Raw genomic sequence first — 26,561 nt, 5'->3', positions numbered from 1 at the left:
AATTGATACCGCAGATTATTTCCCGATTTTGCGATTAAATTGTTATTACGATCGCACTATGGCACTTTCTTATAGACTAGAGTAGTAGGGTGGCAACAGGGCGATCGCCCTTTTTGATTTTGTCCGTTTCAATACCAAATCGCGTTAGCGAAGCCCTCGAAGAGGATCGCACGCTTATCTCAACCCACTGTGCAACCCACAGTACCACTACTTTAACTTCTTAAAACTATGGGAAAAAAGTCGAAAGCCAAAAAATCCCAGGTCAAAAAATCCACTTTGCTCTGCCAGCGACTGCAAGAAGCTCTCGATCGAGGCTGTAAAGTTTGGGTTAAAACAAATAATAGCAGTTTCGGCGGCATCCCGATTAACTTGTACGGGGAGTTTGCCGAACTTTTGGTAATAGTTCCCCCTAACGAACACGGGGAAAATATCGATGCTTACGGACAAGTTACGTGGTTGATTCGACTCTCTGATATTATTGCACTTGCTTATCCTACTGAATACTGGTCTAAAGATAGATTAGAAAGTTTGCTGCCACCTGATGCAGTTACTTCGGAAGTAGGAGATTAACTAGGTAAGGTGCTTGTGGTGCAGCCTACTGGTTTGTAGTGAGGACTTTATTCCTTACAATCTGAGGACTAAAGTCTTCACTACAAACCGTTTTTGCCTCGGAAATGAACGGACATAATATGGTTATTTTCTCGGCTATTTTACAAGCGAAAATATACACCGCTCAAACCGATTTCGATCGGTTCAATTAATTGTTGCAAGCTGAAAGCTCTATTTTGCAGTTGCCTCCTTCCAGTTCACTGCAAGCAGCGAGAGCTTGAGCTTCTGCTGCTGCTTTATCATCGCCCCAGCCTGCACCTGCTCCTCCCTTCCCTACTGATATCGCTCCACAATTATTCGTATTAGATGTCAGAGCTACACAATCGTTAGCCCCGCCACTTTGTTGATTGCAGGCAGTTACTGCTGCATCTAGTGCTTCTTTTTCTGTAGCATGATCCCAACTAATACCCGTGGCGTCAGAAGTCGGAGAATAAGCAGTAGCTCCATGAGTGTTCTGAGCATGAGCAACCTGGGCCAATGCTAAGATAGGAATTGTCAAAGCTGTCACAATAACTAACTTAGAAAAGAGTTTTTTCAGCATATTCAGTTAATATTTCTACAAGGTTAAATTTGGAGGCTCGATAAATATTATCCTATAATATTTATTGATGTCAAGATTTTTGGTAAATGTTTATAATCGCTTAAGTTAAGAGCAGGTTATGTAAAAATAAGTAAGATTACGGAGGTCAATTCAGTGACAGATATCCGCCAAATTCTCAGCCAACTCGCGGCGCAAGAAGGGCAACTGCTCGATACCCAATTCCTGGCTCCCTGCGTGCGGGGGGGAAGGGTGCGGACAAGGATAAGTGGGATGACTTATCTGTTTCAACCGCAGCCGCAAAATTTTGAAGGATGGGCTATTTTTAAGCCTGTAAATGAGAAAATTGCTGCTGTAATTGAGGATCCTATTTTGCCGCAAGTGGCAGAGTATTTGCAACTACTCATGCCGATTCGCTTGCATTTGGCTTGCGTGCTGCAAGGGCAAACTTGGCTGGCTTATCCTGTTAATGAATCTGATGCTAAACAGCGCACTGGTTTTGCTAAACCCGTGCCAGTACATTTAGTAACTAAAGGCTCGCAGTTCGAGCCGATTGTGGCGCGGTGGGACGGTGATTGTTTGTGGTTTGAAGAAATTGACAGGCGCGCCGATCCGCTGCTTGCTGAGCAGTTGAGAAGAGCTTTGAAAAAGTTGATTTTGCCTCAAGAAGTTCACTTTAAAGGAATGACGCCGGAAATGCGAACTGTTTACGAATTGGTCTCCCGAAATATTAAACATTTAGACCCGAATGTGCAGGCAGAACAGCGCTTGCAGCGGGCTTTGAAGATGGGCGGCGGGGAATTGCGGGATTTTTGCGATCGCAAAGATTACTGGCTGGTTGAATGGACTGGCGGCAGTGGAGAACATCATAGTTCTGCGATCGCAAAAAATGACTTAACAGTAATGAGTGCTGGCATTTGTCTCAGCGGATTGGACAAAGATTTCGACTTGCAGTCATTAGTCGGAGTCGTCGAAAATCGATAAAAATCATCAATTCTGTCAACTGTCAACTGTCAACTGTCATGAGTATATTTTTTCACGAACAACTTTACAGAAATTCCTCAGTGATGTCGCAGATCAAAAATTTCCCGGTAACGGTGTGCGGCGCGGGTGCTTTGGGTGCGAATATTGTAGAGAGTCTGGCGCGATCGGGCTTTTGTCAGTTAAGAGTCATCGATCGCGATCGCATCGAAGAGCGCAACCTTTCCACTCAACCCTATTATCGATCGGACATCGGCGCATTCAAAGCCAAAATTCTCGCCAACAACCTCTACCGCGCCTTGGGAGTCAGCATTGACGCGCACTCAAAGGAATTGACACCCGCCAATGTCGATCGACTGCTTGCCAACAGCGCCGTTGCGATCGATACTTTTGATAACAGCGTCGGACGGCAAGCAGTCAAGGATTACTGTGCGAGTACCTCCATTCCCTGCGTGCACGTCGGATTAGCAGCAGATTACTCCGAAATAATTTGGAACCAACACTATCGCGTTCCTTCACCGGCGAATGATGACATTTGTGATTACCCGCTGGCAAGAAACTTGGTAATGCTGACGGTTGCTATTGCCTGCGAAGTAATTGTTACCTTTGCTGCTACCCAAGAGCAACAAAATTTAACTTGCACGATCAAAGATTTTGCAGTAAAGCCACTTCTATTGTAGAATGTCGGTTGACTGTTGCCAGAAACCCGGTCTAGCGAGATTGGATACCTCCATCCCATAAACCCGGTTGCTCACTCTCAAACAATCGTCAAAATTTCCGAAAACGCTTGATAAAATTAACAGGGAAACTATGTCCGCAAAAGTTTGTACTGGTACTATTTCACTAGAATGCCACCCAAAACCGCCTGAGGTTAAGCATGAGGTTAAGCATGAGGTTAAGCCTAAGCAGCCGACTTTTTATTATTTACTAGCAGTTCTTGGCATATTAGTGTTGACTGGCGCCAATGCAGCCAATTATTATTCAGGCGGCGAAGTTTGCCCCACTAATGATTGCCACGAACCAGAAGTTAGATTCCATAAAAGGATTTTAAAACACGGATCGAGAGGGGCAGATGTGAAGAAACTGCAAAAATTGTTGAACGCGCAGGGTGTCTGCCCAGAACCGATCGCACTTGATGGCATATTCGGCCGGACAACCCTAGATGCAGTGAAAATATTTCAGCGACAAGCCAACCTTCCTGTAGACGGAATTGTGGGAGGCAAAACTTGGGACAGACTGTTTGCTAGTTCGTAAATTTAAGCACCGGACAACAAACGCTTCTCAGTCCTCATTGCCAATCATTAATCGCTGCGGTTTGTAGTTGTGCATCAAGCACATTTTGTGCAACTACAGACACAGAAGCTGCAATCAACAATCAATCAAACACTCGATTGCTAATGAATGAAGTTTTAGATTTTTGGTTTGGTCGATCGAACTCTCCTGAGTTTGGAAAAGTCCAAAACAAGTGGTTTAAAAAAGATGCGAATTTTGATGCGGAAATACTAACGAACTTTCTCCCGCAATACGAACTAGCAGCATCCGGTAAACTCGACTCGTGGCTAGATTCCCCGGAAAACTGCCTAGCATTAATCATACTGCTCGATCAATTCCCGCGCAATATGTTTCGCGAAAGGCCCCAAGCCTTCGCCACAGACAGCAAAGCCTTAGCCGCCGCCCAACACGGTGTTAACAATAACTTCGATCGCGAATTGCTGCAAGTACAAAAATGGTTTATTTACCTACCTTTTGAACACAGCGAAAACTTAGAAAACCAGCAAAAATCTGTCGAACTATTTCGCCAGCTCAGCGGCAAACCCGAAAGCGATTCAGTCATAGATTTCGCAGTACGACATTTTAAAATAATCGAGCGTTTTGGGAGATTTCCCCACCGCAATCAAATTCTGGGACGCGAAACAACTCCCGAAGAAGCAGAGTTTCTCAAACAACCAGGTTCTGCATTTTAAAGCGCGATCGCCAAATTTTTAGGTTGTTTGCTATACAGACTTAAAAATACTATAGTTAACAGGAATACCCCACTGATTTTACAGCAAAAAGCACGGATTACCATTGTTATAAAAAATAGCGATTTTCTGCTAAACTTTAAAATCAAATCGGCTACTAAAATTATCAATATGTGTTTCAAACATCAAGAATATATAGATAAGCTTTCAACTCAATGCCCACCACTGGACTATGAACCTAAAGAAATGCTGGCTTTTAGATTTGTATTTGAACCCAATGATGAACGATCTATTAATAACTTTAAACCAGTGCTGATAATAACTCCGCAGCGCAACCTAAAACCAGAAACTGAAGCAACCAGATGTCAAGGTTATGCGCCAATACCGTTTACTTAACATATTTCTGCCCCGGAGATCCCCCTAAATCCCCCTTAAGAAGGGGGACTTTGAGGGCATTCTTGTCCCCCCCTTAAGAAGGGGGGCTAGGGGGGATCTGTCTTAAGTAAACCGTATTGGGTTATGCGCTATCATTATTTGATACCAGGTAAAATGCCGAAAAACGTTATTTAAAACTAACAAAAAAAAGAAAAAAACTGCGTGATTCTCTGGGGACTCACATAGCAGCAGGAGCGCTCTGCAAGACAGATGGAGTTGTCTCGCAAATAGATGATAACGGTCACTTGAGCCTACATGAATTTGCTACTGCTGATTTAGCAGCCAAATTTGTAATAACATCTTGTTTATTGTAAGGTAGAAAAATATGGAACAATTAATAGGATTTAAACTAAGTAAATTTCCTCTAACTCTCAGAAGCATAGTCCATTTAGAGTATTTCGACGGCCCGCTACTATCGCTTTTTGAGAATGAATACGGCGATAGCTATCTTTATTCCTGGTGCGATGTAGATAATTTGTACAATCGCTGGTTGGTTTTCAGAGTTGCACAACTAACTCTCAAGCTTTACATAGAGGGACAAGTTTCATTGCACGAGTTAATTGTAAATCCTGTTGACGGATTTCTCTATTCATTAGATATAGACAATGATTTACAGGTGAAAAACACTTATTTAATCCTGCCTGAAAATTTACCGGCAATCTACTTGCCCGAAACAGATTCCTATTACGAAATGTCTGATTTAAATCGCGAAACGGCGGAAGAAGATAAATTATTAATTTTTCATAAATTTTCCGGTGAATCTCAACTTAGCAAGGTTTGAAGCTGACTAAACAACCAGATACCCGACTTCTTGAAAAAGTCGGCATCTAATCGATCGCCCAATTCTCAGCCGCGATACTGCACCCGATAAATCCGGTTATTCCCTTCCTCAGTAAACAGCAAACTCCCATCAGGTAAAACCAACAAACCAACAGGCCGCCCCCAAGTTTTCGGGCCTGACGGATCTGTGAGAAAACCAGTCAGAAAATCCTCATAATACCCTTGAGGCCGTCCAGTGGCCGCATTAAAGGGTACAAACACGATTTTATAACCCGTTCCTGCATTGCGGTTCCAACTGCCGCGAAACGCCACAAATGCCCCATTAAAAAATCTTTTAGGAAACGTTTTTCCGTCATAAAACTGAAGTCCCAAAGCCGCAGAATGCGCCTGAAACAACACATCTGGCATCAATGTTTTAGCTGCTAAATCGGGTCGATCGCTCTTGCCGTTTTTAGCGTGGCGCGGGTCGAGCAAATTCGGCTTAAAATAAGTATAAGGCCAGCCGTAAAACTCGCCTTGACGAATTCTGGTCAAGTAATCCGGCACCAAATCATCTCCCAAACCGTCGCGTTCGTTGACTGTCGTGTAGAGTTGATTGGTTTTCGGGTGAAAATCCAATCCCACCGGATTTCGCAAACCGGAAGCAAATGTTTGTTGGCTTGTGCCGTCCAAATTCATCACTTGCACAGATGCTCTCGGCAGCGGTTCGGAGTCGGCATTAGACTGGGAACCAACTGATACGAAAAGCTGGCGGTTGTTCGGGGAAGCGACAACATTTCGCGTCCAGTGTTGGTTGTAGCCACCGCCAGGTAAATCGGCAATCTTTTCACCGCTACCTGTTAATTGTTCCTGCCCTTTTGTGTAGGGAAATCGGCGGACTTCGGCGGTGTTTCCGAGGAAAAAATAGCGATCGGCAAAAGCCATGCCAAAGGGAATATTTAACCCATTTTGGGCGCTAGCAAAAGTCATGTTCACCTCAGCAACGCCGTCACCGTTGGCATCCCGCAGCAGCCTAATCCGATTTTGGCGCGTTTCTGTTACCAAAACATCCCCTGTCGGCGTTAAAGCCAGCCATCGGGGAGCGTCTAAATTGTCAGCAAAAACGTTGACGACAAAGCCAGGAGGCACTCGCAGCACTGGCGATGCGGGAATCGGTACTACTTGAGGAGGTTTTGAGGCGCTTTGGCTGGCGAAAGGTTGCGGTAAAGCAGTTGCAACAATGCGGATGGGCTGTGGCGAAAGCGGTTTGGTCGGTACAATTTGAGTTGTGCGAACATTTGTCAGCGGCGCAAGGGAGGGAATTTGCGACAGCGGACTTGGTGCGGGTACAGGAGTTGCTGTAGCATCTGTAGGTCGATCGCACGCAACCAGAGGTAACAGCAGAATTAGCAACAGGAAACGCAGGTAATACATAGCAGCCATTTCTCCACAATTGCTCGACAATTCTATGATTTTAACTGCTCCTAAACAGCGAAGCCACCGCGCGCGCGATGGCTTAATTCCGTTTACAACGGTAACTCTACCAAAGTCCTCTCACAGGAGGAGCCGGACGGGGAGCCGGAATCGGACGGGGAGCCGGAATTGGAGCGGGAGCCGGACGGGGAATCGGGCGGGGAGCCGGAACTGGTGGCGGTTCAGGAGTCGGACGCGGTGCGGGGGTGGCAGGACGAACAACGGTTGTAGAGACCACCTTATAATTGGGGATCACTGTGAGATTTTCCACCTGATCTCCCGATACCGTCGCTCTGACTTTCATTCCCGGTACGAGGGCAGTAATTCTCAGGACGCATCTTTGAATCCTGAGAGTCCTGTACGGCCCGCTTTCTGGGCGAATTGTTACTATGTCGCCGACAATATTTTTGACAAAACCCGTAAAAATTTGAGCGTTTGCTGTTGTGGTGGTCTGTGTTTGGGCTATTTCAATTGCAGGGTTAGCCATCGCAGGATGCACTGAGACCGCCGAAATGAGCACCGACAGGGTTGCACCTGTCAATAATTTGATGTTCTGAAGACGCATTGAAACCTCACATTAACTGCCTTTGAGGGTCGGGCTTGCTTTCGCTACGCGAAAATCCCAACCTTTAAACCTAATCCAGTTTAATCCCCGGAGTAGTAAATTTATGACAATCTCAAAAAAAGATTATCGAACAAGTTTTGAAAGACTGAATTATACATGAAAAGTTCCCCATTTACAACAAGTTCAGCGCTTGGCATCTCTTGAGTGTAGGCATGATATATTGAGTTTGTTCGATCGACCGTTGCAGTTTTTTTGCGCCCACCTAACTGTTGCGGCACGAGCGGGAAACTCTGCCAACAGACAGATTCTGCTTGCCCCATGCAGTAGCGCCATAGTTTCAATTCGCGATCGCCAGCCTGCCACAGTTCAGTTGACAGTTGACAGTTGACAGTTGACAGTTGACTTTGGAGTGCGAAGTTTTTAGGCAGGGGATTTAAGCCCCAGCCTAAAAACAATCCACCTAAAGGTGGGGGCTTTAAATCCCCTGTGCTTTGATGAACTTTCAACTAAAAACGGCGCAATATTGACAGTCAAAAAGCCATCTTAAAACTTTTCAGATCGGGTGCGGTTGGCGGATAATTAGATAGGAACTTTGTAGGAACTGCTGATGAGGAGTTTAGCGAACAAAAAAATGGTGAACAGCAAATTTTTATTTAACAAGCTAATTGCGTTGAGTTTGAGTGCAGCGCTGCTGTCTGTTGCCCTACAGCAGCAGGCGACTGCCCAATCTGTTGCTAATTTAAGTAATAGTGCGATCGCCCAGCGCTCAAAATCCGATGTAAAATTGCCAAATCTCGGAGTTCCAGAACTGCCACCATTGGGCGAACCGTCTCAGTATATTCCCCAAGAACCAAAGGCGGCAGAAAATCCCATTGAGGAAGTACGTTTAGTGCTGAAATTGCGAGAACGTCGGGTCTATGTTTACCGCAAAAATAAGGTGCAAGCGAGTTTCCCGGTGGCTATCGGGAAACAGGGCTGGGAAACTCCCACGGGCAGCTTTAAAGTCATGCAAATGATTAAAGATCCTGCTTGGGAGCATCCTTGGACGGGAGAAATTGTACCCGCAGGGCCCGACAATCCGCTGGGTACAAGGTGGATCGGGTTTTGGACGGATGGTAAGAATGTGATCGGTTTTCACGGGACTCCGACTCTAGAGTCGATCGGGCGAGCAGCTTCTCACGGTTGTGTCAGAATGTTTGACAAAGATGCCCAGGCTTTATTTGAGAAAGTCGCAGTTGGCACGACGGTGATAGTTGAAAAGTAATTATTCGGAAACTGGGGTGCTTGAAAATATTCAGCAACAGGCAAGATGCCTGTGCCACTCTTGATGAATTTGATTATGGGGTGGGCCGGAGAACCCGCCCCCTTTCTTAGCAACAGGCAAGATGCCTGTTCCACAAAGAGTTAAATAGATTGCTGATATTTTTCCAGCAATTCTGGGATGTAATCGTAGCCATCAACACCAATTACCGGAATGATATTCGATCGACTTTTCGCCAAAGATTCTTTAAAAGCTTCAGCCCCCATTTGTCCGCGCAAAATAGTCAGCAAACCAGCCGATTGCCGCCACTCCATCGCCCCAATTTGCTCCAAAGTATACATCCCCAAACTACCAGCAAATATCGCTTGTTCTAGTTCATTCATCCTGTAATAAGCTTGAGCCAAATAAGCCAAATTCAGACCTTGCAAATACAAATCGCCCGAAAATTGGGCAGCTTGCCAACCTTTGACCAAATACTCGATCGCACCGGCGGCATTTTCCAGAGCAATTTTAGCAATTCCGAGGCTGCTAGAGCAAAAAGCTTGACTTTGCCTGTCTCCCAATTTCTCCGATAATAACAAGCCTTGCTCCAAATAGCCGATCGCACTTTCATAAACGTCCGGTTCCACCTCCTCCAACTGCCGCGCTTGAAACACCTCGCTGTAGCCCAAATTAGCCAGCGCATTTGCCTCACCTTGCCGCTCTCCCGCTTGTCGTGCCATAATTAAAGCCCGCTGACTGTAATTAATCGCTTCTTGATAATTTTTTTGAGCAACATAATTGCGGCTGATGTGATTGAGATTAGCAACTTCGCAGGCCTTATCCTCCTCCAGACGGGCAATTTCCAGCGCTTGCTTGTGCAGTAAGATCGATCGCTCATAGGCCCCAGCCGCCTGCATCGAATAACCCAAAAGTGTCAAAATCCGAGCCTTAGCTTGAGTACCCTCAACACGGCGCAGAGGTTCATCTAAATAATCCAAAGTATGCCGCAGAGCTTTACCATCAAACGAAGCAAAAATCCCGCCATAAAGCGGAAAGTATTCCCGCTGAGAAAACGCGCGCAAAATTTGCAAAGTCACTTGAAAACAAGCATTTGCCAACTGCTCCCCGCTCTTAGTAGAATTATTAAATCCACTAGCTAGCTGACTCCAAATTACCGCAAAAGTAATGTAAGTAGAAATTGAAGCTTTTGTGGATACTTTGGAATCATAAACTTGCTTGTCAAACCATGTCGCCAAAGCCCGCTGCAAGCACTGCAAAATAATCGCCAATTCCACCAATGTACCTAATTCTACATTAGACTGCTTAGCTGCCAGTTCAACGATAGAATCACCCCTGGCAATAGTCTGCAAAAGAGCGTGAGGAAACGGACTATTAACCTTTTTTGCCCAAAAAGCCCAAGGCCCATTTTGTTCGGGACTACCAGCGAATCCTAGCTGCTGCGGCTGATAAATCCAGCCGACGAGTTCCGGTTCCAAGCGCTGCCAAGATTCTAAACCTTTGGCAATCCCGCTGGTGATTTGCTGCAAATCTCGCTCGGTTTCGGGATTGGTAGTTTGCAGCATTTGTTGGTGCACGGATTTGGACAACTGCTGCAATTGCTCTAAAGTCAGCGGATGTTCTTTATTGGGATCGATTATTTGCAATATTGCCAGGAGGCGGCCGTTGGATTCGGCGGTAAGGATTTGTTGGATGGAAGATGCAATTTCGCGATCGACTCGGTTATCCTTCTGCCAGCGTTCCCATTCTCCTTGGATGGTTTTTAGCGCTCTGAGGCTACGATTTGCCTTGGCTTGTTTGATTTCGTCCTTTTCATTTCTCAGCAGGTTTTCGGTGGCATCTAAGCGTTCGCCGAAACAGCGTTCAAAGATTTCGCCGGTGCCGGTGCCAATGTCTTGCACCAGCATTTGATAAACTTGTTCTTTAGAGCGAATTTGACCTTTGAGGGTGATTTCGACAATTTTATCGATCAGTGCTAGGTAGCGATCGCGCAATGAGGTAGATTCTGGCATAAGTTATTTTTAGTTAATAAATTTTTATTGAGACAGCAGACAGTATTTCACGCTGCTACTTCATTTTACAGTTCATCTGGATTAATGCCCATTGCTCGCAGGCGATCGGCTAAACGATTTGCTCGCTCCATTTCTGATTCAGCACGTTGCCTTTCTAATTCAGCTTGCTGTTTTTCAAATTCAGCACGTTGCCTTTCTGATTCAGCTTGCTGTTTTTCAAATTCAGCACGTTGCCTTTCCGATTCAGCTTGCTGTCTTTCAATTTCAGCTTGCTGCCTTTCAAATTCGGCTCGTTGGCTTTCCAATTGAGCTCGCTGTCTTTCAAATTCTTCAGGAGTCAGAACCAAATTGCCATTAAGATCATACCAGCGCAACCACAACCTTTCATTTTGGAGAAAAGCACCTTCCCACAAACCCAAACTTAACTGTATTTCCGGTATCCAGAATCGAAAACCTGTTAACACTTGTTCGCGGTAACGGTTGCCAATTAAGCGAAATACTCTCAGTTGATTGTTGTATTTGCTAAAAACAAAGTAATAGGGAATCTTCAAAATTCTCTCGTAAACCTGCCACTTAGTCGGCGGTTTGTTTGGTTCTGATTCTGTCAGCCCCAAATCTTCATCTTCCGTACTTGGTGACAAAAATTCCATCGCAATTAAAGGACTTACCACCTCATCCCAAATCACGTAACTTTGGCGCAAATCTCTGTCTTGGTAAAATCTCGAAACGCCGACAACTAAATACCAATCGGGTCTTTTGTACCAATTGAGGTGGTTGGAGTCGTAGTATAGATTCAGATCGCTGGCAGAGAATACGCGATCGGCTGGATAATTAGGGGGAATGCAGCTATCGCACAAAACTTGTGCTTGCAAGCGGTGGTATTCGTCAGGCAAACCAGGCTCCTCCGGGTCTTCGCTAGGTAGATCGTACATCGTCGGTAGCACTTTTGCTTGGGAAGATTGCGAATCTGGTATGTACATGGTTATATGATTAGCATAAAACTACAGTTCATCTGGATTAATGCCCATGTCTCGCAGGCGATCGGCCAATTGATTTGCCCGTTGTTTTTCAAATTCAGCACGTTGCCTTTCCGATTCAGCTTGCTGTCTTTCAATTTCAGCTTGCTGCCTTTCAAATTCGGCTCGTTGGCGTTCCAATTCAGCTCGTTGACTTTCCAATTGAGCTCGCTGTCTTTCAAATTCTTCAGGAGTCAGAACCAAATTGCCATTAAGATCATACCAGCGCAGCCACAACCTTTCATTTTGGAGGAAAACACCTTCCCACAAACCCAAACTTAACTGGATTTCCGGTATCCAGAATCGAGAACCTGTTAACACTTGTTCGCGGTAACGGTTGCCAATTAAGCGAAATACTCTCAGTTGATTGTTGTATTTGCTAAAAACAAAGTAATAAGGAATTTTCAAAATTCTCTCGTAAACTTGCCATTTAGTCGGCGGTTTGTTGGGTTCTGATTCTGTCAGCCCTAAATCTTCATCTTCCGTACTTGGTGATAGAAATTCGATCGCAATTAAAGGACTTACCACCTCATCCCAAATCACGTAACTTTGGCGCAAGTCTCTGTCTTGGTAAAATCTCGAAACGCCGACAACTAAATACCAATCGGGTCTTTTGTACCAATTGAGGTGGTTGGAGTCGTAGTATAGATTCAGATCGCTGGCAGAGAATACGCGATCGGCTGGATAATTAGGGGGAATGCAGCTATCGCACAAAACTTGTGCTTGCAAGCGGTGATATTCGTCAGGCAAACCAGGCTCCTCCGGGTCTTCGCTAGGTAGATCGTACATCGTCGGTAGCACTTTTGCTTGGGAAGGCTGCGAGTCATGTTTGTATGCAGTCATAGGATTACCCTGGCGAGACGGCTGGAGGATGTTGAGGCGGTACGGTAATTAGGACATTATAGCGCGCTGCGATTTCTTTCGGCAAAAAGTTAGTATCTCTTGCACCGGGAATCTTGGCCAAATAACAATCACGAACCGCTAACATAAAACCTTTAATTGCCTCTGGCGAATTTTGAAAGTCTGCATCTATTATAAAATCGCGCCACTTGATTTCATCTTCACCATAAATATCAACTAAATGCAATCCTGCTAAATACTCGGCTACGGGGTCAAGTACAAAGCGGATATTCTCTTTACTAGGAACATTCGTTTGGATGAGGTGGAGTTTTTCTTCGAGATAGTTGAAGCGTCTATCGACATCTTGTGAATGGAATGCAGATAGCGCATTGATGGCATCTTCAATCTTAGTGCTAGTGGGTCGATAAGTGAGTTTCAGGCATTCCCAAGCGAGCAATTTAGCATCTTCGTGAACCGTGATATCTGTCAATTTATTCTCTACCATGTCCCGGTTCAGTTCGTTGAGGTAGGAAAGCATTAAATCTGGTATATTTTCAGGTAATTTACCCGTTTTGTTGCCTTCCATTTTCGCGACCAACACATCGGCGTACAGTTTGGCAAACAATACAGTTGTACTTCGGCCTTGAATTCTGATTTCCTCTAAAAGTTTAGCCAAATCGCCGCAGGCATAATGAAATTGCGAACCGTTAAAAAGATTCAATTTCCCTAGCTTATCTAAGTATTTTTCCATGAAAGCTGATAGTTCCGATCCCTCAATTCGCAACGGGTGAAGCGTGTTTTTGTTGGCTTTACTCATTGTGGAATCAAGTCGCGAAGTCACAACCAAAGCATTGATCGGAAAATCGGCAGCATTAGGATCAATTTCCTTTTGGGTTGTTTCTGCCATTTCTGAAAAGTGGTCGGCAATTACCAGAATGCGGCGCTGTTGTAGCAATTTTTGCAGCAGTTCTTCAGAAATCGGGGTGGGATGGTTGGTGATAGATTTTAGTTGACCGCGTATGGCTTCAAAAAATGGATTTTTGCCTTCAGCGACTTTACTGTCTAGTTCTTCTTCGATCAAGATTGGAATCATTAGATGTTTGCAGAGGCGTTTGGTTTTATCGGGTTCCATTGCCCAATCTGCAATTTGACAAGCGATGCTAGTTTTGCCGATACCGCCTTCACCCCAGATGAGCAGACAGATTCGCTTTTTGGTGAAAATTGATGGCAAATCTTGACCCCTAAGTTGAGGTAGTTTTTTGTCGTCTAATTCAAAAGAAACTGGGATGTAAGTAGCGCGGCTTTTGACTGTATTTCGTTGAGAAAATTGTTCGCGGACTGTTTCGATGTGGGCCGAAACCCAGGAATCTAGAACTCTGGGACGGTAAATAAAAATACTGATAAAGGTAAGGTCGCGAATTCGCACGGGAGCACCGCCCCATGTTTCAGGTAGTTTAAATTCGTAGGGTTTGAGTGCGTCGTTGATTCGCAGCAGCCATAGGGGACGCAGCCGGAGGATTGCAAACCACAGGGAGGGGAAGAAGATTAGGTAAATTATTGCTGCTGCTACCCATTGATTCTGGCTAATTAAATTGAATAAGTTGGCGTTTTGTTCGGCTTTGAGATTCTTGATGTATACACGAAGATTTGCGATCGTTCTCTTCTTTACCGAGCCATCTACTGAAACATATTCATCATCACGTTCAGGTTCATACTGTTCAAAAATTTTTAAGGCTGATTCTAGGTTTGACACCGCCTGATTTAGCTCCGATGGAGTTAGCGTCTTTGCCTTTTCTTGAAGGCTAAGAGCAATGTTTTCCAAGGCATAAGCGGCACTGCTACGTAGTTTATCGGAATCTTTCAGCAAGAGAATTAGCTGCGGCACAGCAGTTTTAGCTTCTGCACCCATACTCCCCAAAGCCTTGGTGGCACTGCTACGTACATTTCCATCGGAGTCTTGAAGCAAGAGAATTAGCTGTGGCACAGCAGTTTTAGCTTCTGCACCGATATTCCCCAAGGCACTGGCGGCATTGCTACGCACACCTGCATCAGAGTCTTTAATCAAGGGAATTAGCTGCGGCACAGCAGTTTTAGCTTCTGCACCGATATTCCCCAAGACATTGGCGGCACTGCTACGCACATCTGCATCGGAATCTTTAAGCAATAGAATTAGCTGTGGCAAAGCAGTTTTAGCTTTTTTACCGATATTTTCCAAAGCATCGGCAGCACGGCTACGTACCTCTGCATCGGAGTCTTTCATCAATAGAATTAGCTGCGGCACAACAGTTTTAGCTTCTGCACCGATATTCCCCAAAGCATTGGCGGCACTACTACGCACACCTGCATCGGAGTCTTTCATCAATAGAATTAGCTGCGGCACAACAGTTTTAGCTTCTGCACCCATACTCCCCAAAGCATTGGCGGCACTACTACGCACACCTGCATCGGAGTCTTTCAGCAGGGGAATTAGCTGTGGCACAACAGTTTTAGCTTCTGCGATACTCCCCAAGGCACTGGCGGCACTCCTACGAACATCTGCATTGGAGTCTTTAAGCAAGGGAATTAGCTGCGGCACAGCAGTTTTAGCTTCTGCACCCATACTCCCCAAAGCATAGGCTGCACTGTAACGCACCTCTGCATCGGAGTCTTTCAACAAGAAAATTAGCTGTGGCACAACAGTTTTAGCTTTTGCAGGAATATTCCCCAAAGCACGGGCTGCACTGCTACGCACGTCTGCATCGGAGTCTTTCAGCAAGAAAATTAGCTGTGGCACAGCAGAAGTTTTAAGTTCTTGCCACGATCCAGACCAGTCATAATTCTGACTCATAATTATTTTTAACAAGTTGACAGCATTACGGCGTACCTTTACGTCCGAGTTTTTCGACGCTTTGACAAGGGCAGGAATAGATTGCGGGCCATTTCTTTCGAGAACCTGGGAAGCACTCTGGCGGACTACTAAATTCTTATCCCGCAAAGATTCAATCAAAGCAGGGATAGCTGGTTCACCTATTTTTACTAACTTCTCAATAGCTGCATCAAGTTCCTTTTCATCGTTGCTCTTTAACTTCTGAATGAGGGAGGAAATCTCTTTGGAACTAGCTTTTGCTGCGCTGACACTTTCAGCCCCAGCGCTGCGAATCAACAGCAAAGGCGATGTGAAAGATAAAAACGAGAGGGCAATTACGGCAACTAATTTTTTTCGGTAGTGCGTTGTCATGGGCCAGAATCCTTATATTTGATCAGCCGTCTCAGCCATTTGAATAATTGTATCTACATTCTCATCACACTGGTTTTCTGAATCCGGGCGATCTAAATTTGTGCTTGTCAGCCGCGAAATTGATAGTCGCTCTATAAATTTCCTTAAAAAGCGGGATTTTAAGAATATAATTATTTGAATTTATAGTTGGTGTTATGGGAAAATTACAGCAGTGAATCTATTTTCAATGCTGCTAAGAACGAGCATCGCATCTTCCCAAACCAACCAAAAATGATTTACGTGTAACTTTTGGTAGGAATTTGGATATATGAATCAGGCATTTCATGCTGCTGGTGAATAGCAAAAAAACGGCGTTCAATTTCTTTAAGCACTGCTGCATCATAATAAATCATACCGCAATCAAGACAAATCTCAACAGGCGTGTTAGGAACTAGCAAGTATTTACCCTTGTGACTGTAAAGGTAATTAATTATACGTTCCTCATAGCGGTTGCTACCGCAGGTATTGCATCGGATTTTTCGCATGAGTTTATCCTCATTATCCCGGATTTCGGATTCTCAATCGACAATTAGACCAGCTTGAATATCTTCTCTTTCTAGCCAAGAATATCCTTCTAAAATGGTTTCAGGAGTGTCGCCGGCGGCTAGCATTCCTAGAATATGCTCAACAGCCAGACGGCGACCCCGAATAATCGGTTTTCCGTTAAATATTTTGGGGTTTACGGTGATTCGTTCTAAAAGTTTTTGAGCATCCATAATTTGAGGCATAATTAGATAATAGCTATTTTATCATATTTGATGATTTCCGAACCACTTACCCTCTCAAAAAGCACTTCCATCTTAGAAGCACAAGGATTAACTCGCAGTTTTGGCGGTTTAGTGGCTGTAAACGATGTATCTTTTGCAGTTCAAAAACACGAGATTTTTGGATTGATCGGCCCTAACGGCGCTGGCAAGACCACTTTGTTTAATGTAATGACTGGACTGATACCTGCTTCTAGTGGCAATCTGATTTATCAAGACGAAAATATTTCTAAATTGCGGCCTTATCAAATTGCCAATAAAGGTATTGCGCGCACTTTTCAAAATATTCGGTTGTTTGGAGAACTTTCTGTTTTGGATAACGTGGCGATCGCCCGACACATCCACAGCCGATCGCAAAATCCGGTATTATCGCTACTATCGGGGATTTTAGCCTTACCAGAATCTAACGCAATGGAGCGCCAAACCCAGCGGAAAGCCAGGGAATTGTTGGATTTGGTCGGTTTGGGCGATCGCGCGGCAGAACAAGCCAAAAACCTGCCCTACGGCGATCAGAGGCGCTTAGAAATTGCCCGCGCCCTAGCCCTAGAACCGACAATATTGCTGTTAGATGAACCAGCGGCGGGGATGAATCCCAGCGAAAAGCACAAGTTAAGTGAATTTATCCGCGAAGTGCGGGAACAATTCAATTTAACTGTAATATTGATCGAGCATCACGTACCGCTAGTTATGGGATTGTGCGATCGAATTGCGGTGCTGCATTTCGGTCAACTTATTGCCTTGGGTGAGCCTGGTGTGGTGAGGAATAATCCTGCTGTGATTGAAGCTTATTTGGGAGATGAAGCATAAAATAAAATTGATAAAATCGATGCGAAACAACTGATTAAAATTGCGCCTTTACATAGAATTTCCACAAGCGGAATAAGAGTTATAATACCTTATAGTCCTCTAAAAGAGGACTTTAGCTATGAGACAGGGGTTTTCAACCCCTGGCGGACTGCTGGGAAAAAGATAAACGTAATTGCTCAATATTTTTTGAAATCACAATAAATGCAGCACAGCCCAATTAAAACCAACGAAAACATCCTCTTAGAAGTCAAAAACCTCTGTGTAAATTACGGAGGAATTCAAGCCCTCACAAATGTTGATTTAACCGTAAATGCAGGCGAAGTTGTCAGCCTCATCGGTGCTAACGGTGCGGGGAAAAGTACGACGCTGAGAGCAATTTCTAAAATAGTTAATTTGCGTCAAGGACAAATTATTTATAGCGGGCGCGATATCACGCGCCGTCAAGCTCACGAAGTGGTAAAATTGGGAATCGCCCACAGTCCAGAAGGGCGAAGGGTTTTGGCGCAGCAAACGGTGTTGACAAACTTGGAATTAGGGGCCTATGTGCGATCGGACTTTGCGGCCATCAAAGCCGATTTAACCCGCCAATTCGAGCTATTTCCGCGCCTAGCAGAAAGGCGCACTCAACTGGCGGGAACCCTTAGCGGTGGGGAACAGCAAATGTTGGCGATCGCCCGCGCGCTCATGAGCCGCCCGAAACTGCTATTATTAGACGAACCGAGTTTAGGCTTAGCACCTGCGATCGTCAAAGAAATTTTCGCAATTATTCAAAACCTGCGCTCTACGGGCGTTACAATTCTATTGGTCGAACAAAACGCCAACTTAGCACTCCAAATTGCCGATCGGGCCTACGTACTAGAAGCTGGTAAAATTACCCTCACAGGTATAGGATTGGACTTGCTAAACGACGAGCGAATCAGGAGCGCATATTTAGGTTGACTTGGTTAATTTTTGGAATTCTCACTGCTTTTTTTGAAGCAATAAAAGACGTTTTTGGCAAGCAAAACCTGAAAAAAAACGACGAATACGTGGTAGCTTGGTCACTAGCATTTTTTTCAGCCGTCTTTTTAACTCCCTTTCTATTTTTCATAAAAATACCCCAATTAAACCCGCAACTAAACCCGCAATTCTGGATAGCATTGTCAATCGGAGGAAGCATCAACGCAGTCACAGCTATCCTCTACATTAAAGCCATCAAACTATCGGACTTATCCCTCACAGTACCGCTAGTAGCTTTGACACCCTTATTCATGCTGTTCACTTCACCGTTAATTGTCGGCGAATATCCCAATTTTTTTGATTATATCGGAATTTTTCTCATAGTCACAGGCTCCTATCTATTAAACATTAAAGAAAAATCTAAAGGATACCTAGCGCCCTTCAAAGCACTGCTGTACGAACCAGGGCCAAAATTAATGTTAATCGTAGCATTCCTCTGGAGTATCACCTCAAACTTTGACAAAATAGGCGTGCATAATTCCTCCCCAATTTTTTGGTTATTCTCATTATTTACGACTATGAGTATTGTATTACTACCAGTTTTACTCAAGAAAACCCCTAACCCCAGCCGCAAAATCATCAAAAACTTACCGCTGCTAGTAACAATGGGATTTTTCAATGCTTTAGGAGTCATTTTTCAGATGCAAGCTTTAACAATGACTTTAGTAGTGCAAGTAATAGCAGTTAAACGTACCAGCGTATTAATGGGTGTACTCTTCGGTCATTTCATTTTCAAAGAAAAAGATATTCAGCAAAGATTGTTAGGAGCTGCTATCATGATTGTGGGAGTTTTCTTTATCACATTATGATTTTCCCAAGTACCTTAAAAAAATCTAGCCGTAGGGTGCGTCGCCTGCGATAAATACCTAACTAAGTATCGACCATCTGAAAGCGACGCACCTGGGTTATTTAAAAGCGATTCTAATATAAATTCTCAAAATTTTTGCTATAAAAGAAGTGTTAGGTTTATTTTATCGACTATTTTGTCAGGTGCGTCGCTATGAGATAGTCTGTATTTTTTAAAGATTTTCGAGGGCGACACACCCTACAATTGTATCCGTTATCTAAGTTTGATTGTCGTTTTTATAGAGGAAAAAAACAATGCACAAAATAGCCGCCACACCCGGAGGTTGGAACCCTCAAGCAGAAGGAGTAATTTTTATTCAGCAAACCCCAGCACCAATCGTATTTATTAGTGCTGCTGACACCGACATTCAAACACTCGCGGCCGCCTCCTCCAAAATGCCGCCAGAATTCCCCAAAGTGCGCGCCGTAAATCTGCTTCAGTTGCAGCAACAATTAACCATCGACACCTATGCAGAGGAAATTTTAGAACAGGCGGAGGTAATAATTTTAAGGCTGTTAGGCGGGCGTTCCTATTGGTCTTACGGGTTAGAAATTCTGCGGGAAACGGTGCAGAAAACTAATGCAGCATTGATTGTGATGCCCGGTGAAGATAGTCCCGATCCCGATTTAATCAGCCATTCCAATGTATCGCTATCAGCAGTCGATAGACTGTGGCGCTACTTCACCGAAGGCGGAGTCCAAAATTTTGTTAATGCACTCAAGTTTGCCGCCGATACTTGTTTGAAAACTGCTTACAATCCGCCCCTACCTCAAACAGTTTCCCGCGTCGGGATTTACGATTGGGGTGGGCGAAAATCCCCCTTAACAAACAGGACTTTGACAACTTCTTGCTCCCCCCTTAATAAGGGGGGCTGGGGGGGATCTCCGGGTTTACCATCACAAACTAAAGTCGGAATCTTATTTTATCGCGCTCATTACTTATCAGGAAACCTAGCACCTATTGATGCACTTTGTCAAGCTTTATCAGAGCGAAACTTAGTACCAGTTCCCGTCTTTGTGTCTTCGCTGCGGGAACCAGATTTGCAAGTGGAATTGCTGGAACATTTTCAACCCAAAGACTCAGAACCAATTCAATTATTGCTCAACACTACAAGTTTTGCAGTCTCCGGTTTCAACAGTCCAGAACCGGAACAAAATAGTTTAAAATCCTTAGATGTTCCTATCTTGCAAGCCATCTTCAGCGGCGGCGGTTTGGAACAGTGGGAAACAGAATTACAGGGACTTTCGCCCCGCGATGTGGCGATGAATGTAGCCTTACCAGAAGTAGATGGTAAAATTATTACTAGGGCTGTTTCTTTTAAAGCTGTACAAACTTGGAATGCTGAATTAGAAACAGATGTGGTAGGATATGTCGCAGCGGACGATCGCATTTCATTCGTAGCAGACTTAACGGCGAATTGGGTGAAAATGAAACAAACCCCCGCCGCCAACAGACGCATCGCCATAATTCTCGCCAATTATCCCACCCGCAACGCCCGCTTAGCCAACGGTGTTGGCTTAGATACGCCCGCTAGCTGTGTGGAAATCCTCAAAGCTATGCAGGAAGCCGGTTATCAAGTTAAAAATATCCCCGCTAGCGGTAATGAGTTAATTGAAATGCTGACTTCTGGCGTTACAAATGACCCGGAAGGACGCGAATTGCGGCCTATTAATCAATCTTTGGATTTGGCAGAATATCAGAAATACTTTACTACTTTACCGCCAGAAGTACAGGATGGAATTTCTAAAAGATGGGGAATTCCAGGAATCCATGCACAGGATTTAATCGCTGAAAATACATCTTTTCCGATTCCCGGAATTCAATTCGGTAATGTGTTTGTCGGAATTCAACCATCGCGGGGCTACGAACTTGACCCGGCGTTAAATTATCACGCGCCAGATTTGGAACCTACCCACAATTATCTCGCTTACTATTACTGGCTGCGCGAAAAGTTGGGAATAGATGCGATAATTCATGCCGGAAAACACGGTAATTTAGAATGGCTTCCCGGTAAAAGTATCGCCTTGTCTAACAAATGTTATCCCGAAGTAGCATTAGGCGCGATGCCGAATTTTTATCCCTTCATTGTCAACGATCCGGGGGAAGGTTCCCAGGCAAAAAGACGATCGCAAGCCGTGATAATCGACCACCTGACCCCGCCGATGACTCGCGCCGAACTTTACGGGCCTTTGCAGCAATTAGAAGCCTTAATCGACGAATATTGCGAAGCCCAAAGCTTAGATCCCTCCAGATTACCCATGATTCGCGATCGCATTGTAGCCCTCACCAACCAGGAAAATTTAGATAAAGACTTAGGAATCCAGCTAAATAAATCAGAATTTACCGAATTCATCACCCGCACAGATGGCTATCTTTGCGAACTCAAAGAATCGCAAATTCGCGACGGATTGCACATTTTCGGTCAATGTCCCCAAGGTAGACAGTTGCGAGATTTGATAATTGCGATCGCCCGCCATCCTAGCACAAATCGCGCAGGCTTAACCCGCTCCCTAGCCCAAGACTTAAAGTTAGATTTCGATCCCTTAACTACAGCGGGCGATTTAACAGCAGAATTAGAAGAAAAAGCCGCCGAATTAGTAGATAATTTAATCGAAAATATCCGCGTTCATCCGCGTCCATCGGCGGTTACAAATCCAGAAATAGGAGAAGCTACGCAACAAGAATTAGATTGGATTGCCAACTATCTTTTACCCTCACTCCTCCAAACAAACCAAGAAATTACTAACCTGTTGCGCGGACTAGATGGGCGGCACATCCCCAGCGGCGCATCCGGCGCGCCCACCCGCGGCAGACCCGATGTACTGCCCACAGGCCGCAATTTTTACTCAGTAGATATCCGCGCCATTCCCACAGAAACTGCTTGGAGAGTTGGCAGAGTTGCGGCCGAAACTTTGATCGAAAGATACACTCAAGAAAATGGCGAATATCCCAAAACTTTGGGTTTGTCAGTGTGGGGAACATCGACAATGCGGACAGGGGGAGATGACATCGCCGAAGCCTTAGCATTAATCGGAGTTCAACCGATATGGGATGGGCCTTCGCGCCGGGTTGTAGATTTTGAAATATTGCCTGTTGCTGTTTTGGGGCGGCCGAGAGTTGATGTTACTTTGCGAATTTCGGGCTTTTTCCGTGATGCTTTTTTTAATTTAATAGACTTGTTTGACAGTGCGGTAAAAGCTGTGGCAAATTTAGATGAACCTGCGGAAGATAATCCTTTAGCAGCGCAAGTTAAACAAGAGATTTTGGATTGGGAATCGGTGGGCTTGAGTCGGGAAGATGCAGAAGTGCGATCGCAATTTCGAGTCTTTGGTTCAAAACCGGGGGCTTACGGTGCGGGACTTCAGGGCATAATTGAAGCTCAAAACTGGACAGACGACGGCGATTTAGCAAAAGCTTACATTAATTGGAGTAGTTACGCCTATACTTCCTCTAGTTCCTCAAATTTGCAGGGAGATGTTGCAGGAGTTAAACAAAGTGAATGGGGATGTTGTGCGCCAGAAGCATTTGAAAAACGCCTCGGCCAAATGCAAATAGTTTTGCAAAACCAAGACAACCGCGAACACGACATCCTCGACTCCGATGATTATTATCAATTTCAAGGCGGAATGACGGCGGCAATTCGCAATTTGCAAGGCAAAAATCCTGAAACCTATTTTGGCGATAACTCGATTCCCGAAAATCCGAAAGTGCGCCAACTCAAAGAAGAAATTGCGCGGGTTTATCGCAGCAGGGCGGTAAATCCAAAATGGATTGAAGGGGCGATGCGCCACGGTTATAAAGGTGCTTTTGAAATTGCCGCAACGGTTGATTTTTTGTTTGCTTACGATGCGACGGCAAATTGTGTAGAAGATTTCATGTATGAAGGAATTGCAGAGGCTTACATTTTTGATGAAAAAGTGCAGGGATTTATTCAGGAAAATAATCCTTGGGCGCTGCGAGATATGGCGGAAAGATTGTTAGAAGCTCGTCAACGGGGATTGTGGCAGAGCGCTAATCAGGATACTCTTGATAAATTGCGATCGATCGCCCTGCAAGCCGAAGCAGTCATCGAATCCCATACCGAAATACGCAATTAACCTGACCAGACCGTTTGCGGTAATATCTACTAATGTTTCGCCAACGGTGAAAGCTGTATGATTCGCCGCTATATTGCTAGCCTGACCACTAACATCTTAAAACTTACCTGCGCCGCCGCAACCGCGATCGCCCTAACAGCCGGATGTTCGCAACCCAACCAGCCCAACAGCCCTAGGGCATCTAACACCACCGAACCGGCAGCCCTAGCGGAGCTGCCAAGCTCTGTGTTGGCTAAAAACCCCAAAAAAAACCAAAAAGCCCTCAGCGCTTCCTCCTGCACCCAAAACGACCCATTTGCGGAGTCAATTAACTTTGCCACCCAAGCTTCTAATTTAGCTCAATCTGCCAATTCAAAAGAAGAGTGGGACGAAGTAGCAGCCCTGTGGGTGCAAGCCGTCGCTTGGATGCAAGCAGTTCCCCCCGGCAGTCCCCGGCGGGCGTTTGCCGAGAAAAAAGTCATCGAGTACACGAAAAACCTGGTTTATTCCCAACAGCAAGCGGGCGCAACCCGATCGCAAGCTAGTACAGTCAGCTTCAGCAGCGATTTACTCGACGAACAGCTAGAACTATACCTATCCTACGTTGCAGCCGTTGGCCCGCCAGATGTTTTGATTGTCGGTAGTTCCCGCGCCTTGCAAGGCGTCGATCCCAAACAGCTAAAACAAGCTTTAGCCGCGTCCGGGCGTCCGGGCTTAAAAATATTCAACTTTGCAATCAACGGCGCAACTGCCCAAGTAGTTGACTTTCAACTGCGGCGGCTTTTGAAGCCAGATTATTTGCCTCAAATGATTGTCTGGGCGGACGGTGTGCGCGCATTTAACAGCGGCCGGGACGATCGCACTTTTAATTCGATCGTCGATTCTGAAGGCAGCCAGCTTTTAGCAGCAGGCGTTCGTCCTCAACTCGTGTCCGATGAACCGAATGTGATTCCCCAGTGTTACAGATTCCCGCAGCCCTGCGCTAACAGCACTTTCCGCCGAGCACAGGCATCTGTCGATCAGCTTTCCAGGGGCGGGCAAGATGCCCACCCCACAGTCAAATTTATGTCTAGTGGAACGGGCATCTTGCCTGTTGCTAACAATGCAGCGCCACCAACAAAAGTAGCAATTAGACAAGTCAGCGAATTAGCAGATGCGATCGACTCTAACGGATTCATGTCTATGTCAGGCAGTTACAACCCCAACACCTATTATCGACAAAGGCCTTACGTGTCAGGTAAGTACGATCGCGACTACGAAGACTTCAACCTCAGCGGCCAACAAGCAACAGCCTTTAATTCAGTCGTAGCATTTACCAAAACTCGCAAAATCCCCCTAATTTTCGTCAATCTGCCCCTCACCGACGACTACTTAGATCCCACACGTCGATCGGCAGAACAGCAGTTTCGGCAGCGAATGCAGCAACTCTCGCGACAAAAAGGCTTCGCTTTCCGTGACTTCTCGCAGCGGTGGCCAGGCCGCAACGACTTTTTTTTCGATCCAAGCCACCTCAACCGTCTTGGAGCGATCGCAGTTTCTCGCATCCTCGCAGCCGATTCCAGCATTGTCTGGCCCCGCCCCAAATCCCGGAGTATTGATGGCTGATGGGATTTTTCGATGACGAATGACTTATTATATAAGGGTTTGGAGCTTTCCTTCTTGGCAGTGCGAAATCCTTCGACTGAGCGCTAGCCGAAGTCTAAAATCTAAAATCGACGGACTAATTGTGCAACTAAAACAAGTAATTATCGCCCACAAAGCCAGAGACATCCTCAGCCAGCGGTGGGCAGAACAATGTGCCCGCCAGTTAGAAAGTCGCGGATGTCAAGTTTTAATGGGCCCCAGCGGCCCAAAAGATAACCCATATCCAGTATTTTTAGCTTCTAGTAACAGCCCTATCGATCTAGCAGTAGTCCTCGGTGGCGACGGTACAGCCCTGGCAGCAGCCCGGAATTTAGCTGCTGACGGTATCCCGATTTTGGCAGCGAATGTGGGGGGACATCTGGGTTTTTTAACCGAGTCTTTTGAGGATTTCCAAAATACTGAGGAGATTTGGGACAGACTAGCCGAAGATAGGTATGCTGTGCAGAAGCGGATGATGTTGCAGGCGACGGTTTTTGAGGGAAACAGAACTAATCTGGAACCGGAGAGCGATCGATTTTTGGCACTTAATGAAATGTGTGTCAAACCCGCTTCTGCCGATCGAATGCCGAGCTGTATTCTAGAAATGGAAGTTGACGGCGAAGTCGTCGATCAATATCAAGGCGACGGCTTAATTGTGGCAACTCCCACCGGTTCAACTTGCTACACCGCCTCCGCCCACGGGCCGATTATTCATCCAGGGATGAATGCGATCGCAGTTACTCCGATTTGCCCTTTAAGCTTATCCAGTCGGGCTGTAGTTTTACCACCCGGTTCAGTCGTCAGCATTTGGCCCTTAGCAGATTACGAACTCAGCACAAAACTCTGGATGGACGGCGTTTTAGGTACAGCAATTTGGCCCGGACAGCGCGTAGACGTGCGGATGGCAGACTGCGAAGCCAAGTTTATCATTTTGCGAGAAAACTATTCTTATTACGGCACTTTGAGGGAAAAACTTCAATGGGCAGGAGCCCGAATTAAGTACAGCAACAATCACCGCAATTAATCTACATTAATGTAGCGGCGGGTTTAGCGACAATCGATCGCATCTCAACCAATAACTTCACTCAAAACCCGCCCCCACCCCACTATCAAATATTCTGCGACTTACAAAAACCCGCCCTCACCCAACTCTGTTAAGATCTCTCAATATCTTGACAAGCAGCCCGATCCATGCAGACTATTAAAAAATCAACCAGACCTTTCAACTCTCAAGATACATATCCCTGTCCAGTCTGTCGCACCGGTGAAATTGCTACCATGCCGATGATGGAAGCCCTAGCTTGCAACTTCTGCCAGCACATTTTTACCGCCAACGAAGAAAGGCAATCGCTCAAAATGGCCGATCGCCAGCCGCCGGTAACTTGGCACTGGAATGGCAAAAAATGGATAGGAGCACACCTCGAAGGCGTAGAATTCGGATGGCCTTATTTTGCCGCAGCGATCGGTCTCATCTTCCTTCCCACCATCTTGCTCGGACTTTCCGCTTACTACTTTCCCCCGGTTCCCGGCAGCCGCTTGTCGTGGCTGCCTGCTGCTTGGACTGGTTTAGCCTTTTTGTCCCATTTAGGCATAGTGCTGTGGTTGGTAGGCGAATTTTATCAATTCCCCGCGGCCACTTATTTAAGAGCTTGGGGGCGCAGGATTCGCAGGCGCTAGCTGGTTGGTGTCAGACGGTTGAGGGGCCGCGCACCGAGATTTATTGCGGTAAAGTTAGAGGC

Annotated in this window: 23 protein-coding genes; 14 read left to right on the top strand and 9 right to left on the bottom strand. The window is 45.5% G+C overall.

All coding sequences use genetic code 11. The features are described 5' to 3' along the window. The first annotated feature begins 228 nt into the window (after positions 1-228). Positions 229-570, top strand: coding sequence for a hypothetical protein (locus QUB66_RS18635; RefSeq protein ID WP_265234070.1), 342 nt, complete (start codon positions 229-231; stop codon positions 568-570). A gap of 187 nt (positions 571-757) precedes the next feature. Here QUB66_RS18635 and QUB66_RS18630 read toward each other — a convergent pair whose 3' ends face one another. Next, complete coding sequence (locus QUB66_RS18630) at positions 758-1,150, bottom strand: DUF4189 domain-containing protein (RefSeq protein ID WP_265234071.1); 393 nt, start codon at positions 1,148-1,150, stop codon at positions 758-760. 153 nt (positions 1,151-1,303) lie between these two features. Here QUB66_RS18630 and QUB66_RS18625 point away from each other — a divergent pair, with 153 nt between their 5' ends. From QUB66_RS18625 to QUB66_RS18605, 5 genes are all read left to right on the top strand, one after another. Then, positions 1,304-2,131, top strand: a complete 828-nt coding sequence (locus tag QUB66_RS18625) for a hypothetical protein (protein ID WP_332969157.1) — start codon at positions 1,304-1,306, stop codon at positions 2,129-2,131. 38 nt (positions 2,132-2,169) lie between these two features. Beyond that, the gene (locus tag QUB66_RS18620; protein WP_332969155.1) at positions 2,170-2,808 is read left to right on the top strand and encodes a HesA/MoeB/ThiF family protein; all 639 of its coding nucleotides are present in this window, start codon (positions 2,170-2,172) and stop codon (positions 2,806-2,808) included. A 130-nt stretch (positions 2,809-2,938) separates the two neighbouring features. Then, entirely contained in the window at positions 2,939-3,382 is a 444-nt protein-coding gene (locus tag QUB66_RS18615; RefSeq protein ID WP_332969154.1) for a peptidoglycan-binding domain-containing protein, read from the top strand. Positions 3,383-3,525: 143 nt separating this feature from the next. Continuing rightward, positions 3,526-4,092 (top strand): DUF924 family protein, encoded by a 567-nt coding sequence (locus QUB66_RS18610; RefSeq protein ID WP_332969153.1) that lies wholly within the window; start codon positions 3,526-3,528, stop codon positions 4,090-4,092. A 757-nt stretch (positions 4,093-4,849) separates the two neighbouring features. Beyond that, positions 4,850-5,305 (top strand): DUF6575 domain-containing protein, encoded by a 456-nt coding sequence (locus tag QUB66_RS18605; RefSeq protein ID WP_332969152.1) that lies wholly within the window; start codon positions 4,850-4,852, stop codon positions 5,303-5,305. A gap of 65 nt (positions 5,306-5,370) precedes the next feature. Here the strand turns inward: QUB66_RS18605 and QUB66_RS18600 are convergent, their stop codons facing one another. Beyond that, the gene (locus QUB66_RS18600) at positions 5,371-6,726 is read right to left on the bottom strand and encodes a PQQ-dependent sugar dehydrogenase (RefSeq protein WP_321161545.1); all 1,356 of its coding nucleotides are present in this window, start codon (positions 6,724-6,726) and stop codon (positions 5,371-5,373) included. A 97-nt stretch (positions 6,727-6,823) separates the two neighbouring features. Next, a complete protein-coding gene (locus tag QUB66_RS18595) occupies positions 6,824-7,321 on the bottom strand; it encodes an autotransporter (protein ID WP_332969151.1) in 498 nt (165 codons plus the stop codon). A 631-nt stretch (positions 7,322-7,952) separates the two neighbouring features. Here QUB66_RS18595 and QUB66_RS18590 point away from each other — a divergent pair. Next, positions 7,953-8,585: a L,D-transpeptidase gene (locus QUB66_RS18590; protein ID WP_332969149.1), complete on the top strand. Its 633-nt coding sequence runs from the start codon at positions 7,953-7,955 to the stop codon at positions 8,583-8,585. Between the two features lie 140 nt (positions 8,586-8,725). On the opposite strand, the gene QUB66_RS18585 is transcribed toward QUB66_RS18590, so the two are convergent. The 6 genes from QUB66_RS18585 to QUB66_RS18560 form a co-directional block, all read right to left on the bottom strand. Next, positions 8,726-10,594 (bottom strand): tetratricopeptide repeat protein, encoded by a 1,869-nt coding sequence (locus QUB66_RS18585; protein ID WP_332969148.1) that lies wholly within the window; start codon positions 10,592-10,594, stop codon positions 8,726-8,728. A 65-nt stretch (positions 10,595-10,659) separates the two neighbouring features. Then, on the bottom strand, positions 10,660-11,574 hold the full coding sequence (locus QUB66_RS18580; RefSeq protein ID WP_332969147.1) for a Uma2 family endonuclease: 915 nt from the start codon (positions 11,572-11,574) through the stop codon (positions 10,660-10,662). 21 nt (positions 11,575-11,595) lie between these two features. Beyond that, a complete protein-coding gene (locus QUB66_RS18575) occupies positions 11,596-12,453 on the bottom strand; it encodes a Uma2 family endonuclease (protein WP_332969146.1) in 858 nt (285 codons plus the stop codon). Positions 12,454-12,457: 4 nt separating this feature from the next. Continuing rightward, positions 12,458-15,667, bottom strand: coding sequence for a HEAT repeat domain-containing protein (locus QUB66_RS18570; protein ID WP_332969144.1), 3,210 nt, complete (start codon positions 15,665-15,667; stop codon positions 12,458-12,460). Between the two features lie 275 nt (positions 15,668-15,942). Next, complete coding sequence (locus QUB66_RS18565) at positions 15,943-16,191, bottom strand: type II toxin-antitoxin system MqsA family antitoxin (protein WP_332969143.1); 249 nt, start codon at positions 16,189-16,191, stop codon at positions 15,943-15,945. A 33-nt stretch (positions 16,192-16,224) separates the two neighbouring features. After that, on the bottom strand, positions 16,225-16,434 hold the full coding sequence (locus QUB66_RS18560; RefSeq protein WP_332969141.1) for a DUF433 domain-containing protein: 210 nt from the start codon (positions 16,432-16,434) through the stop codon (positions 16,225-16,227). 30 nt (positions 16,435-16,464) lie between these two features. Here QUB66_RS18560 and QUB66_RS18555 point away from each other — a divergent pair, with 30 nt between their 5' ends. From QUB66_RS18555 to QUB66_RS18525, 7 genes are all read left to right on the top strand, one after another. Continuing rightward, positions 16,465-17,277 carry an ABC transporter ATP-binding protein gene (locus QUB66_RS18555; RefSeq protein ID WP_332969139.1) on the top strand — a complete coding sequence of 271 codons (813 nt, stop codon included), beginning with the start codon at positions 16,465-16,467 and terminating at the stop codon, positions 17,275-17,277. A gap of 201 nt (positions 17,278-17,478) precedes the next feature. Continuing rightward, entirely contained in the window at positions 17,479-18,216 is a 738-nt protein-coding gene (locus QUB66_RS18550) for an ABC transporter ATP-binding protein (RefSeq protein WP_332969137.1), read from the top strand. After that, positions 18,213-19,085 carry an EamA family transporter gene (locus QUB66_RS18545; RefSeq protein WP_332969136.1) on the top strand — a complete coding sequence of 291 codons (873 nt, stop codon included), beginning with the start codon at positions 18,213-18,215 and terminating at the stop codon, positions 19,083-19,085. Before QUB66_RS18550 ends, QUB66_RS18545 begins: the two co-directional genes overlap by 4 nt. Positions 19,086-19,377: 292 nt before the next feature. After that, a complete protein-coding gene (cobN, locus tag QUB66_RS18540) occupies positions 19,378-23,220 on the top strand; it encodes a cobaltochelatase subunit CobN (RefSeq protein ID WP_332969135.1) in 3,843 nt (1,280 codons plus the stop codon). 57 nt (positions 23,221-23,277) lie between these two features. Then, positions 23,278-24,804, top strand: coding sequence for a hypothetical protein (locus tag QUB66_RS18535; protein ID WP_332969133.1), 1,527 nt, complete (start codon positions 23,278-23,280; stop codon positions 24,802-24,804). 121 nt (positions 24,805-24,925) lie between these two features. Beyond that, positions 24,926-25,846, top strand: coding sequence for an NAD(+) kinase (locus tag QUB66_RS18530; RefSeq protein ID WP_265234091.1), 921 nt, complete (start codon positions 24,926-24,928; stop codon positions 25,844-25,846). 167 nt (positions 25,847-26,013) lie between these two features. Further along, entirely contained in the window at positions 26,014-26,499 is a 486-nt protein-coding gene (locus QUB66_RS18525) for a hypothetical protein (protein ID WP_265234092.1), read from the top strand. The last annotated feature ends 62 nt before the right edge of the window (positions 26,500-26,561 follow it).

It is taken from the genome of Microcoleus sp. A2-C3 (assembly GCF_036706065.1).
Classification (GTDB): domain Bacteria; phylum Cyanobacteriota; class Cyanobacteriia; order Cyanobacteriales; family Microcoleaceae; genus Microcoleus.
The sequence above is the reverse complement of the archived record's forward strand: the minus strand, read 5'-3'. Positions and strand labels throughout refer to the sequence as shown.

Excerpts from the sequence above, each read along its gene's own strand:
- QUB66_RS18565 (WP_332969143.1), bottom strand. The coding sequence starts at position 16,191 with ATGCGAAAAATCCGATGCAATACCTGCGGTAGCAACCGCTATGAGGAA.
- QUB66_RS18605 (WP_332969152.1), top strand. The coding sequence starts at position 4,850 with ATGGAACAATTAATAGGATTTAAACTAAGTAAATTTCCTCTAACTCTC.
- QUB66_RS18590 (WP_332969149.1), top strand. The coding sequence starts at position 7,953 with ATGGTGAACAGCAAATTTTTATTTAACAAGCTAATTGCGTTGAGTTTG.
- QUB66_RS18585 (WP_332969148.1), bottom strand. The coding sequence starts at position 10,594 with ATGCCAGAATCTACCTCATTGCGCGATCGCTACCTAGCACTGATCGAT.
- QUB66_RS18580 (WP_332969147.1), bottom strand. The coding sequence starts at position 11,574 with ATGTACATACCAGATTCGCAATCTTCCCAAGCAAAAGTGCTACCGACG.
- QUB66_RS18635 (WP_265234070.1), top strand. The coding sequence starts at position 229 with ATGGGAAAAAAGTCGAAAGCCAAAAAATCCCAGGTCAAAAAATCCACT.
- QUB66_RS18575 (WP_332969146.1), bottom strand. The coding sequence starts at position 12,453 with ATGACTGCATACAAACATGACTCGCAGCCTTCCCAAGCAAAAGTGCTA.
- QUB66_RS18630 (WP_265234071.1), bottom strand. The coding sequence starts at position 1,150 with ATGCTGAAAAAACTCTTTTCTAAGTTAGTTATTGTGACAGCTTTGACA.
- QUB66_RS18600 (WP_321161545.1), bottom strand. The coding sequence starts at position 6,726 with ATGGCTGCTATGTATTACCTGCGTTTCCTGTTGCTAATTCTGCTGTTA.
- QUB66_RS18560 (WP_332969141.1), bottom strand. The coding sequence starts at position 16,434 with ATGCCTCAAATTATGGATGCTCAAAAACTTTTAGAACGAATCACCGTA.
- QUB66_RS18615 (WP_332969154.1), top strand. The coding sequence starts at position 2,939 with ATGTCCGCAAAAGTTTGTACTGGTACTATTTCACTAGAATGCCACCCA.
- cobN (WP_332969135.1), top strand. The coding sequence starts at position 19,378 with ATGCACAAAATAGCCGCCACACCCGGAGGTTGGAACCCTCAAGCAGAA.
- QUB66_RS18610 (WP_332969153.1), top strand. The coding sequence starts at position 3,526 with ATGAATGAAGTTTTAGATTTTTGGTTTGGTCGATCGAACTCTCCTGAG.
- QUB66_RS18525 (WP_265234092.1), top strand. The coding sequence starts at position 26,014 with ATGCAGACTATTAAAAAATCAACCAGACCTTTCAACTCTCAAGATACA.
- QUB66_RS18595 (WP_332969151.1), bottom strand. The coding sequence starts at position 7,321 with ATGCGTCTTCAGAACATCAAATTATTGACAGGTGCAACCCTGTCGGTG.
- QUB66_RS18535 (WP_332969133.1), top strand. The coding sequence starts at position 23,278 with ATGATTCGCCGCTATATTGCTAGCCTGACCACTAACATCTTAAAACTT.
- QUB66_RS18550 (WP_332969137.1), top strand. The coding sequence starts at position 17,479 with ATGCAGCACAGCCCAATTAAAACCAACGAAAACATCCTCTTAGAAGTC.
- QUB66_RS18555 (WP_332969139.1), top strand. The coding sequence starts at position 16,465 with ATGATTTCCGAACCACTTACCCTCTCAAAAAGCACTTCCATCTTAGAA.
- QUB66_RS18570 (WP_332969144.1), bottom strand. The coding sequence starts at position 15,667 with ATGACAACGCACTACCGAAAAAAATTAGTTGCCGTAATTGCCCTCTCG.
- QUB66_RS18620 (WP_332969155.1), top strand. The coding sequence starts at position 2,170 with ATGAGTATATTTTTTCACGAACAACTTTACAGAAATTCCTCAGTGATG.